Annotated in this window: 7 protein-coding genes; all 7 read right to left on the reverse strand. The window is 65.7% G+C overall.

The window, feature by feature from the left end; all coding sequences use genetic code 11:
- Positions 1–136 precede the first annotated feature (136 nt).
- Positions 137–2,494, reverse strand: a complete 2,358-nt coding sequence (locus O8I58_RS02535) for a methyl-accepting chemotaxis protein (RefSeq protein WP_298320411.1) — start codon at positions 2,492–2,494, stop codon at positions 137–139.
- 93 nt (positions 2,495–2,587) lie between these two features.
- Complete coding sequence (locus O8I58_RS02540) at positions 2,588–2,971, reverse strand: hypothetical protein (protein ID WP_298320412.1); 384 nt, start codon at positions 2,969–2,971, stop codon at positions 2,588–2,590.
- Positions 2,972–3,150: 179 nt separating this feature from the next.
- Positions 3,151–3,630, reverse strand: a complete 480-nt coding sequence (locus tag O8I58_RS02545) for a chemotaxis protein CheW (RefSeq protein WP_298320414.1) — start codon at positions 3,628–3,630, stop codon at positions 3,151–3,153.
- Positions 3,631–3,740: 110 nt separating this feature from the next.
- Entirely contained in the window at positions 3,741–4,532 is a 792-nt protein-coding gene (locus tag O8I58_RS02550; protein ID WP_298320415.1) for a flagellar brake protein, read from the reverse strand.
- A gap of 288 nt (positions 4,533–4,820) precedes the next feature.
- Complete coding sequence (locus O8I58_RS02555; protein WP_298320416.1) at positions 4,821–7,475, reverse strand: methyl-accepting chemotaxis protein; 2,655 nt, start codon at positions 7,473–7,475, stop codon at positions 4,821–4,823.
- A gap of 108 nt (positions 7,476–7,583) precedes the next feature.
- The gene (locus tag O8I58_RS02560; protein WP_298320418.1) at positions 7,584–9,785 is read right to left on the reverse strand and encodes a methyl-accepting chemotaxis protein; all 2,202 of its coding nucleotides are present in this window, start codon (positions 9,783–9,785) and stop codon (positions 7,584–7,586) included.
- Between the two features lie 228 nt (positions 9,786–10,013).
- Positions 10,014–12,008: a chemotaxis protein CheA gene (locus O8I58_RS02565; RefSeq protein ID WP_298320420.1), complete on the reverse strand. Its 1,995-nt coding sequence runs from the start codon at positions 12,006–12,008 to the stop codon at positions 10,014–10,016.
- Positions 12,009–12,013: the final 5 nt, after the last annotated feature.

Genomic DNA, 12,013 nt, shown 5'->3' on the forward strand with positions numbered 1-12,013 from the left:
AGTCGGATGTCCGTTGTATCGGCCGCTGCACGCCAGGTCTTGAGGTCGATCGTGCCCACGGATACGCCGGCGAAAAAACGGAAGCCCCGGTCATTGGACCGGGGCTTGGCCTGGGTGGATCGCTGGTAGCGAATTCCTAGAACTCCTGCCACTCGCCATCGGCCAGCGCGACCTGCCTGATCTGTTCGGCCATGCGCGCGCGCGCGGGCTTGCTGGATTCGGTGGTGTGCGACCTGGGCGCGGCCGGGCGTGCCTGTGGGGCAGCGACCGGGGCGGGTAGCTCGTCCAGCTTGAAGATCGACACGGCCTGGGCCAGATGCGTGGCCTGCTCCTCCATCGAGCGGGCGGCGGCGGTGGCTTCCTCGACCAGCGCGGCGTTCTGCTGGGTGGTCTCGTCCATCTGGGTGATGGTCAGGTTGACCTGCTCGATGCCGGAGGACTGCTCCTGCGAAGCGGCGGAGATCTCGCCCATGATGTCGGTGACCCGCTGCACGGAGGCGACGATCTCGGCCATGGTCTTGCCGGCCTTGTCGACCAGCTTGGTGCCGTCGGCCACTTTGGACACCGAGTCGTCGATCAGTCCCTTGATTTCCTTGGCTGCGCCGGCCGAACGCTGCGCCAGCGTGCGCACTTCGCTGGCGACCACGGCGAAGCCGCGGCCCTGTTCGCCGGCCCGCGCGGCTTCCACGGCGGCATTCAACGCCAGGATGTTGGTCTGGAAGGCGATGCCGTCGATGACCGAGATGATGTCGGCGATCTTCTTGGAAGACGATTCGATGCCGGTCATGGTCGTGACCACCTGGCTGACCACCTCGCCACCCTTGGCCGCGACATCGGCCGCACCGACGGCAAGCTGGTTGGCCTGGCGGGCGTGCTCGGCATTCTGCCGGACGGTGGAAGTCAGCTCCTCCATGGAGGCCGCGGTTTCCTCCAGGTTGGCGGCCTGCTGCTCGGTCCGCTGGGACAGGTCGCTGTTGCCTGAAGCGATTTCGCCGGCAGCGGTGTTGATGGCGCTGGAGGACTGCTTGATGCGCCCGACGATGTCGGCAAGCTGCTCGGCGGTGGCGTTGGCGTCATCACGCATCCGCGCAAACACACCATGGAAATCGCCGTTCATGCGCACGGTGAGATCGCCTTGCGAAAGGGCCGCCAACAGGCCGGAGATCTGCTCGATGCTCGCCGCATTGGCATCCAGCAGCTGGTTGAGCTGGCTGGCCAGCTCCAGGAAGAAACCCTGCTTGTTGTCGGTGCGGATGCGCCGTTCCATTTCACCGGCGGCGGCAGCCTTGACGATGGAGGCGACTTCTTCCTCGACCATCACCTCGACGGTGCGGTCTGCCCACTCGACGACGAAGCCCTCCGACTGACCGGCCTCGTTGAGGATCGGGTTGACGACCAGGCGCATGGTGCGCCCACCGACGCGGATCTGGGCCTGGTGGGTGCCGGTGAGCTGGTCGAGCATCCTGGCCTGCCGCTCGGGATGCTTGTGGAACAGGTCGATGTTTCGGCCCAGCAAGCTGGAGGCATCGAAATCGGGAAGGTCGCGGCGGATGTCCGACTCCGCGTCGTGCAGCAGCGCGATGACGGGCTGGTTGACGTAGATGATGTTGCGCGCGCTGTCGGTCAGCATCACGCTGGTGCTGACGCTATCGAGCGCGGTGCGGATCCGCAGGTTTTCGCTGGCCACAATCTGGTCGTGCTCGATGCGCTCGCGAAGGTCCTTCTGCATCCGTCGCAGGGCCAGCATGAGGTCACCGATTTCATCGTGCCGGTCTACGCCGATATGGCCATCGAGCTTGCCGGCGGAGACCTCGTTGGCCACCTTGACCGCACCGCGCATGGCGCTGGCCAGCGAACGGGCGATCAGCCACGCCAGGACGACGCCGCCGGCAATGCCCGCCGCCAGCAGGATGATCACCAGGCTGGACGATGTCGCATAGGCACGGTGGGCACCCGCGTTGGCCGCGGCGGCCTGGCGGTCGTTCTCGGCGATCAGCTGATCGATGTCCTTGGCCAGGGCATCGTGTTCCTTCTGGTTGTCGCCGATGAAGGTATCGATGGCGTCGTCGAGCAGGTCGAGGTCAACCATCTCGGTGATCGATGCATACGAGGCCTGGGTCTTCTTCCAGTCCTGGACGATCTTGTTGAAGAGCGCGCGTTCGTTGTCGTTGGAAATGTCGGCGGGGTATTCGGCCATCAGCTTGGCGAGCTGGGCTTCGATCTGCTGCTTGCGCTTCTTGGCATCGGCCTTGACCGTGGCGCTGCTGCGGATCAGGCCCTGGTAGCTGGCGTTGCGGTACTCGCCGACCAGGCTGCGCATCTGACCGCCGGCGCGCACGCTGGGCACCGTGCGGGTGGAAACCTCGCTGGCAACGTTGTTGATCGTCCTCATGCCGACGTATGAGGCGATCCCCTGGACCAGCATCAACAACAGCACCAGGCCGAAAGCGAACATCAGCTTGGGCATGAGTTTCAGGTTTTTCATCCACTGCATCGGTCTTTCCTTTTTTGCGGTCGCCCGTCGTGAAGCGCTGGAAGCAATCCCACGGCCCCGGGATGGCGCCGTGGGAGGTCGAGCCGGCTCTGTTTACTTGATCGTTGCGAGCTTCAGCTCGGACGGCGAGCTGACTTCGATCTCAGCCCGCTGGCTGTCGCGCAGGATCTTGCCGATCACGCACACATCCTTGCCTTCCAGGGTCTCGGGTGGGAAGCCGAACTTGGCGCGGTTGGCGCCGTCGATGCGCGCGGAGAACGTATGGCGCGGGAACATGCCGCCCATGTACAGGAACGTGGGTTCGCCTTCGGAGTTCTGGGCGTACTTGGCCTTTTCGACCTTGCCGCAGACCATGCCCTCCTTGCCGACGTAGCGTGTGGCGACTTCTGCCGGAATCATCTCCTGGGTCTGCGCAAACGTTGCCATCGGGATGCTGGCCAGAAGGACGAGCGGAATCAGCGAAAGCAGGCACTTCATTGGGGTTTCTCCGTATCAGGGTGGGGCGTGGGCCTTGTCGGATCGGTGCAATCGGCCCTGCGACCTGACAGCTATCGGCGCTTCCGTACGATCCTGAAGCGCGAAATGAGTGACGCAGCTCTCGGTTACCGAGTGCGGTCGGATCGCTATCGGGAAATTCCCGACAGGCTGGCCTCGGCTCAGGCGGCTTCGCTGTCCGAACGCACCAGGTCGGCACTGTCCAGCAGGGTTTCGATGTCCAGCAGGATCAGCATGCGGTCGTCATGCGTGCCGATGCCGCTGATGAAGCGCGTGTCCACGGCCGCGCCGAACTCGGGCGTGGGGCGGATCTGGTCTTGATTGAGCGGGATCACGTCCGAGACGCTGTCGACCACGATGCCGACCACGCGGTCTTCCACGTTGAGCACGATCATCACGGTGAACGCGTCATAGCGGGCTTCCTTGAGGCGCAGCTTCAGGCGCAGGTCGATCACCGGGACGATGGTGCCGCGCAGGTTGATCACACCCTTGATGTAGTCCGGTGCGTCGGGGACGCGGGTCACCGCGTCGTAGCCACGGATTTCCTGGACCTTCAGGATGTCCACGCCGTAGTGCTCCTCGCCCAGTGCAAAGCTGAGGAATTCGCCACCATTCTGGGCGGCCGGGTTCTTGCTGTTCATTGATGACTCCACGAGCGTAAGCGGATGGTGGCGGGGACCGGGGAAGCGGCATGCGCTTGGTCAACATCGGCGGGCGGCCTGGAGACTTGAGTCCCGGTCACGGGTGCGGCTCAGAACACGCCGCTTTTCCTGGCGCTGCGCTGCCGGTCCACCCGGAAGATGTAGCGCTGGATCGATGCGTCGGCGCCGCGGGGCAGGGCGCCAAACTGCAGTCCGACCCGGGTGTAGTCGGCCCCGCTGGGGGTGGTCTGCCTGAGTTGGCTACAGACGGTGAGCGACAGGCGGATCGGTGGCTGGTCGGGGAGCATGAGGATGCAGTCGGGATAGGTCTGGCGCAGCGCGAGCTGCGGCATGTCCGCGGCCAGGGCAATGGCCATGCCGCCACCGCTGATGTCCACCACCCGGAGTTCGAGCTCGCAGGGCGCTTCGCCTGGATCGCCTGGAATCTGCAATCTGCAGATGGGGGATTCGGTGATGGGGGTTTCCAGCCGGTAGAACTCGCGGCGCTGCACGTAGTACAGGCTTTCCGGCAGCGGGACCCGGAACGCCACCTGGCCGTCCCGGTCGATCCGTTCAATCTCTTCGACCCGGAAGCGGAGCCTGACGTGGTTGAGCTGGGCAAAGCAGAGCAGATGGCTGGCCTGCGCTGCGGCACGGTTGGAGGCTTCGTTATGGCTGCCGTCCAGCAGGATCCAATCGCTGTCCTCGTCGGCTTGGAGCAGTGCGGTCGGGAAGGACTGGTCCCGCCCGGCCACGTGTGCGGTGATGGTCGAGCGCTGTTCGATCAAGTCCTGCAACAGGCGTCGGACCTGGCGCGGATTACGCACCAGGTATCTGTCGTCAGCCTCCGCCGGGTCATGGGCCAGGCTTGCAGGCAAATCGGTGGCACTGCCTTCGTGCATGGGATTTCGCTGGTTCAGGGGCACAGCCTACGTGGGCAACGGAACACTTCGCCCTTGTTAACGGCTGCGTCCCCGACTTGTTGAGGGTGTTGGAAGGAGATCGGTTGCCGGCGCTGGCTGCCCCGTCACCGCTGCACAGAAGGCGACCCCGGCATGACCGGGGTCTGGTTGAGCGCCTGTTCTGTCGGCAACCATGCGCTGGGGCGCGTGCTTGCCCGGGCCATGGCTGCATCGCCTCAAGACGCTGCTGTCCGGGCAGGAAAGCAGCGTGTCATTCGAGGCAGGGGCCTAGAACTCTTCCCAGCCGGCCTCGGCCGGCACCGGCACGTTCCTGCGCGGCGGTTGCGAGGACGCAGGTGGCGTGGAGGTCCATGCCGTGACCAGCGTCTTGATCGGCGCCGGCACATTGGCGGGCTTGGGCGCTGTCTTGATGCTGGCGAGGGCCTGTGCTGCGCCGTGTTCGATCTTGAAGATGGACACCGCATCGCTGAGCTGGGATGCCTGTTCTTCCATGGCGCGTGCGGCGGCAGTGGCTTCTTCGACCAAGGCGGCGTTCTGCTGGGTCGCTTCGTCCATCTGGGTGACGGTGAGGTTGACCTGCTCGATGCCGGCCGACTGCTCCTGCGAGGCAGCGGAAATCTCGGCCATGATGTCGGTGACCCGCTGCACGCTGCCGACGATCTCGCCCATGGTCTGGCCAGCCTTGTCGACCAGGGCCGAACCTTCGGCGACCTTGCCGACCGAGTCGTCGATCAGCGACTTGATTTCCTTGGCCGCGGCAGCCGAGCGCTGGGCCAGGGTGCGCACTTCGCTGGCGACGACGGCGAAACCGCGGCCCTGTTCGCCGGCGCGGGCGGCTTCGACCGCGGCGTTGAGTGCCAGGATGTTGGTCTGGAAAGCGATGCCGTCGATGACCGAGATGATCTCGGCGATCTTTTTCGAGGAGGTCTGGATGCCGGCCATGGTGGTGACGACCTGGCCGACGACTTCGCCGCCCTGCGAGGCGACCGTAGCGGCGCCGATGGACAGTTGGTTGGCCTGGCGCGCGTGCTCGGCGTTCTGGCGGACGGTGGAGGTCAGTTCTTCCATCGAGGCGGCGGTTTCTTCCAGGCTGGCCGCCTGCTGCTCGGTCCGTACCGAGAGGTCGCTGTTGCCGGCTGCGATCTCGCTGGATGCGGTGTGGATGTTGGCAGAGGCACCCTGGATCTGGCTGACGATCTCGGTCAGGCGTTCGACCGTGCCGTTGGCGTCGTCGCGCATCTGCGAGAACACGCCGTGGAAATCGCCACGCATGCGTACCGTCAGATCACCGTCGGCGATGGCGCGCAGCACCGTGGAGATCTTGTCCAGGTTGTCTTCGGTGGTCTGCATCAGGCCGTTGATGCCTTCCACCATGCCGCGGAAGTCGTGCTGGTAACGGTCGGTGTCGCCGCGATGGGAGAAGTCACCCGCGGCGGCGGCCTGCGCCAGTCGCGTGATTTCGGCATTGATCGCCTGCAGGCTGGCCTTGGTGGTCTGCATCGCGGCGGTGATCGCGGCCTTCTCGCCGGGCAGGACTTCCATGTCGGTGCTGAGGTCGCCGATCGCGTACTGCTGCATCACCTCGACCAGGCGCTTCTGCACGGCCACGTGGGCCGCTACCAGGGTATTGGTGTCCTCGACCATGCGTCCGTAATCGCCGGGGAATGCGCTGGCGTCCATGCGGTAGCTGATCTCGCCGGCCTCGTGGCGCTGGGCCATCGAAGCCTGCGCCTGCATGACCGCCTGCAACTGCTGTTGCATGCGCTCCATCGCGTCGAGCAGTTGGCCCAGCTCATCATCGCGCTGGTGATGGATCCGGCTGTCGAGGCGACCGGCCGCCACGGCGCTGGAGACGCGCACCGCCTCGGCCAGCGGCTTGAGCACCTGGCGACGGACCAGCAGGTACAGCGCGGCACTGAGGACCAGTGCCGAGAGCAGGCCGACCAGCAGGATGGTCCACAGCACCGCGCGTGCCTGCTGCATCACCAGCGACCGCGGCACCGAGACGCCGAGCGCGAAGGACTGCGGCGCGTCGCCGATGCGTAGCGGGACGAACGTGCGCAGCTCGTCGCCGCCACCCTGTTCGACGCGGTCGCTGAATACTTCGCCCTTGCCGATGGCGGCGAGCATGGCCTGGGTCCCGGCATCGTCGAGGGTCTTGCCGATGCTGGATGCATCGTTGCCGGCCAGCACGACGCCGGCTGGCGAGATCAGGCTGACATGGCCTTCGCCCATCGGGCGAAGTTCAGCGATGCGCTGCTGCAGGGAGGACAGGGCGAAATCGACGGTGACCACGCCGACGAACGTGTCCTTGTCGATGATCGGCGTGCTCAACGTCGTCATCAGCACGTTCTTGTCGCCGATCTTGTAGGTGTACGGTTCGACCACCACTGGCTGCCGGCGCTCGCGCGCGAGCAGGTACCAATCGCCGTCGCCCGGCTTTTCGTAGTCACGCAACGGCTCGCGGATCTGGGTGCCGTCCTGCCACGCCCAGTAGGTCATGAAGCGGCCAGTCGCGTCATGCCCTTCGCTGCCGGCGAAGTCCTTGTCCTTGCCATCGAAGGCCTCCGGTTCCCACAACGTACTCATGCCCATCCATTGCGGGTGTGCCTGCAGCTGGTGGTGCAGCAGCTCGGCTGCGGCCGCACGGTCCAGACCCTCGCCGGAGCGCAGGCTGAGGAAGCTGTTGGCCACCGAAGCGCTGGTATCGAACGCCATGCCCATCTCGCCAGCGATCCGCTGCGCTTCCAGTTTGGCGAGGTTCTGCATGCTGGCGCGCGAGGTCGCCATCAGGGCATCGCTGCTGCGCCAGTAGCTGATGGCGGCGGTCAGGCCGAAACACAGTGCCGCGATCAGCGCGGTACCGAGCATCAGGCGGGTGGCAACGCTCCCGCTGCGACGGGAGGAGAGGATTCTGTTCATGGGGGTGACCTGTATCGGGAGACATCACGGACGGCCATGTCGGCCGCCCGTGCTATGAAAACCGCACCGGGCTGGTACGGGGAAAGAGCGGGACGCGTTTCAGTCGCTTTAGGCCAATGTCAACGCCGGTTGCGGTGACCGAGCGGGCCTGGATGCCGCGGCGTGAGCGATGGGAAGCAGCGATACGCGCGGGCCGAGATTCAGCGCCTGCGCATCCAGCCGGAAGACGGCGACCGCATCGCTGAGCTGGGACGCCTGTTCTTCCATGGCGCGTGCGGCGGCGGTGGCTTCTTCGACCAGCGCGGCGTTCTGCTGGGTCGCTTCGTCCATCTGGGTGACGGTGAGGTTGACCTGCTCGATGCCGGCCGACTGCTCCTGCGAGGCAGCAGAAATCTCGGCCATGATGTCGGTGACCCGCTGCACGCTGCCGACGATCTCGCCCATGGTCTGGCCGGCCTTGTCGACCAGGGCCGAACCTTCGGCGACCTTGCCGACGGAGTCGTCGATCAGCGATTTGATTTCCTTGGCCGCGGACGCCGAGCGCTGGGCCAGGGTGCGCACTTCGCTGGCGACGACGGCGAAGCCACGGCCCTGTTCGCCGGCACGCGCAGCTTCGACCGCGGCGTTGAGCGCCAGGATGTTGGTCTGGAAGGCGATGCCGTCGATGACCGAGATAATCTCGGCGATCTTCTTCGAGGAGGTCTGGATGGCGGCCATGGTGGTGACGACCTGGCCGACGACTTCGCCGCCCTGCGAGGCGACCGTAGCGGCACCGATGGACAGCTGGTTGGCCTGGCGCGCGTGTTCGGCGTTCTGGCGGACGGTGGAGGTCAGCTCTTCCATCGAGGCGGCGGTTTCTTCCAGGCTGGCCGCCTGCTGCTCGGTCCGTACCGAGAGGTCGCTGTTGCCGGCCGCGATCTCGCTGGAGGCGGTGTTGATGTTGCTGGCCGCAGCCTGGATCCGGCCGACGATCTCCGTCAGTCGTTCCACCGTCGCGTTGGCGTCATCACGCATGACTGCGAACACGCCGTGGAACTCACCCTCCATGCGCGAGGTCAGGTCGCCGTCGGCAATGGCACGCAGGAGGGTGGAGAGCGATCCGAGACTGCCATCGGCGGTGGACATCAGCAGGTTGAGGCTGCTCACCATGGCATGGAACTCGTACTGGAACTGTTCGGCGTCGCCGCGCACGCTGAAGTCGCCCTTGACCGCGGCGTTGGACAGGCGTGCGATCTCCCGGTTGATCGCACCGAGATTCCGCTTGACCATGTCCATGGATTCGCTGATCGCGGCCTTTTCGCCCGGCAGTCGCTCCATGTCGCCACTGAGGTCGCCGATGGCATAGCGCTGGGTCAGGTCGACGACCTGCATCTTGACCGCGATGTGTTCTGCGACCAGCGCGTTGACTCCTTCCACCATGCGCCGGTAGTCACCCGGGAAGCGCGTCTGATCGATGCGGAAGCTGATCATGCCGGCGCCGTGTTGGCGTGCCATCTCGCTTTGCGCGGCCATCACGGCCTGCAGCTGGGCCTGCATGGTCCGCATGCTGTCGAGCAGCTGGCCGGATTCGTCACGGCTGGTGCTGGTGATGCGGTTGTCGAGCTGTCCCTGCGCGATGGCGCTGGCGACCCGGGTGGCCTCGCCCAGCGGGCGTGCGATCGCGCGTGCGATCACCCAGCCGAGCAGGGATGCCAGGATCACGATCGCGGCCATGACGCTGGCCACCCATCGCGTCGTGCGCTGGTGTATCACATTGGCTTCCAGGATTTCCCGGTCCAGGGCCTTGGTGTTGTAGGTGGCCAGCTCCTTGAGCATGGCGAACAGCAGGCGCCGGCCCTCGAGCGAGGTGCTGTAGGACACCTGGCGGCCGGTCGCGAAGTCGCCGGCGGCGATGGCCGCGGCAATCCTGTCATGGGTGGCGAAGTACGCGGTCAGTGCCTGCCTCATCTTTTCGTAGAGCGCGGTCTCTTCTGCGCTCGAATTGATGGAGAGCTTCCGATAGTCGGCCTCGTCCTTCTCCACCTGCGCACGCGCGTCGGCAAGACGCTTGGCGTACTCGGCGACTTTCTCCGGGTGGCCTTCTTCGTCGAGCTGGGAGAGCTCAAAGATGCGGTATTCGCCAAGCGTCGCGTGCATGCTGGACAGGTGCTGCACGGATGGCATCCAGTTACTGCTGATCTCGCTCAATTGCCTGTTGGACGCGTTCATGCGCGCCAGCGAAAAGAAACCCAGCGCGAGTGTCATCAGGGTCGTGATGGTGAAGGCCAGGAGCAGCTTCTTAGCGATCGGCAGGTGATAGAACCATTGCATTGGAGCTTCCTTTCACAGGTCTTGGAGGCGTGATGGTCGATGGCGTGGCCGGGCACAGGCGCGGACTCCAACCACGTGCGGTGGCTGGGCCCATGGGGGATATCGGCAAGCCGTCGGGGGGCTTGAGCGTCCTTGCTTCGCCGCCGCGGCGTCCGCTTTCCGTGCGGCGGAACCGCCCTGGAGCTTGGCCAAAAAGAAAGCCGGCGATGCCGGCTTTCGTTGGGTCGATCAGGCGGCGTGCGGTATCCGCAATGTGCGGACCAGTCCGCCGATATCCACGATCAGCGCGACCCGGCCATCACCAAGGATCGTGGCGCCGGAAATGCCGGCGATGCGGCGGTAGTTGTTCTCGATGTTCTTGACCACGACCTGCTGCTGGCCAACCAGCTCGTCCACTTCCAGGGCGATCTTCTGTCCGTCGGCCTCGACCACCACCACCAATGGCTGGCCCTGCGATGCGCGGCCGTAGCCATAGGCATCGCTGAGCGAGACGATCGGCAGGTATTCGCCGCGCACGCGCAGGACCCGGCCTTCGCCGCCCATCGTGCGGATGTCGTCCGGCTTGGGCTGCAGGGCCTCGAGCACGTAGGCCAGCGGCAGGATCACGGTTTCGCCAGCGACCGACACGGTCATGCCATCGAGGATCGCCAGGGTCAGCGGCAGGCGGATCAGTACGCGCGTGCCATGACCGGCATTGCTTTCAAGCTGGACTTCGCCGCCGAGCCCCTGGATGTTCCGTCGCACCACATCCATGCCGACGCCGCGACCGGACAGGTCGGTGACCGCCTCGGCGGTCGAGAAACCCGGCGCGAAGATCAGGTCCCACACCTGGGCGTCGCTGGGGTTGTCCGACACGGCGATGCCGCGCTCATGCGCCTTTTCCAGGATCCTGGCGCGGTTGAGGCCGCGGCCGTCGTCGCTGACTTCGATGACGATGTGCCCGCCCTGGTGCGAGGCCGCCAGGGTGATGGTGCCGGTCTCGTCCTTGCCCGATGCACGACGTGCTTCCGGCAGTTCCAGGCCGTGGTCGATGGAATTGCGGACCAGGTGCACGAGCGGGTCGGCGATCTTCTCGATGAGGCCCTTGTCCAGTTCGGTGCTCTCGCCGATGGTGCGCAGGCGGACCTGCTTGCCCAGGCGGGTGGAAAGGTCGCGGACCAGGCGCGGGAAACGCCGGAAGACAGCATCCACCGGCAGCATGCGCACGCCGATGACGGCTTCCTGCAGGTCGCGCGTATTGCGCTCCAGCAGGTCCAGGCCGGCGAACAGCTGCTCGGCGTGGGCGGGATCCAGGCCACCGGAGACCTGCTTGAGCATGGCCTGGGTGATGACCAGTTCGCCGACCAGGTTGATCAGTGCATCGACCTTGTCGACACTGACCCGGATCGAGGTCTCGGCTTCCTGCGCGGCCGCGTTTCCAGCCGGTGCATTGGCGGCCACGGTGGCCGCCGGTGCGGAGGTGGTGGTGTCCGGGGCTGGCGCAAGCACAGGGGCCGGCCCGGTGGCCAGGTCCGGCGACGGGACTTCGCGGATATCCAGTTCGCAATCGTCGACGACCCAGGCGAAGGTGTCCTCGATCGCGCTGCGCGGAATCTGACCGACCAGGCCCAGGTCCCAGGCCAGGTAGGCTTCGAGCGGGTCAAGGTCGCCGAAGCCGGGCAGGCGGCCGCTGCGGCAGGCGACCTGCAGTGGGCCGAGGTGTTCGAGCTCGCGGAAGATGCGAAGCGGGTCGTTGCCACTCATGAACAGCGACGGCGCAGGGGTGAAGCCGATCTGCCAGGCCTGCGGTTCGGCCGACTGGTTGCTTGCCGGGATGGCTGCGGCGGCCGGCGCGGCCCCGGTCATCGCCTGCTGCAGCTGGGCGTGGATGGCCTGGACTGCGACAGGGTCGGCGGGCGTGCCATGTTCGGCTTCGCGCAGCAGTGCGCGGAGCACGTCCACCGAACCCAGGATCGCGTCGATTGCCTGCGGCTCGATCTGGCGCTTGCCCGAACGTAGTTCGTCGAGCAACGTTTCCAGCACATGGGTCAACCCGGCCATGGCATCGAAGCCGAAGGTCGCCGCGCCGCCCTTGATCGAATGCGCTGCCCGGAAGACGGAGTTGATGACCTCCGGATCGCGGCTGCCTTGTTCCAGGGCAAGCAGGCCGGCTTCCATCGCATCCAGCCCTTCGCGGCTTTCCTCGAAAAAAGTGGCGTGGAAGCGTTGCAGGTCCATGCTCATGGCGC

It is taken from the genome of Pseudoxanthomonas sp. (assembly GCF_027498035.1).
Taxonomy (GTDB): Bacteria; Pseudomonadota; Gammaproteobacteria; order Xanthomonadales; family Xanthomonadaceae; genus Pseudoxanthomonas_A.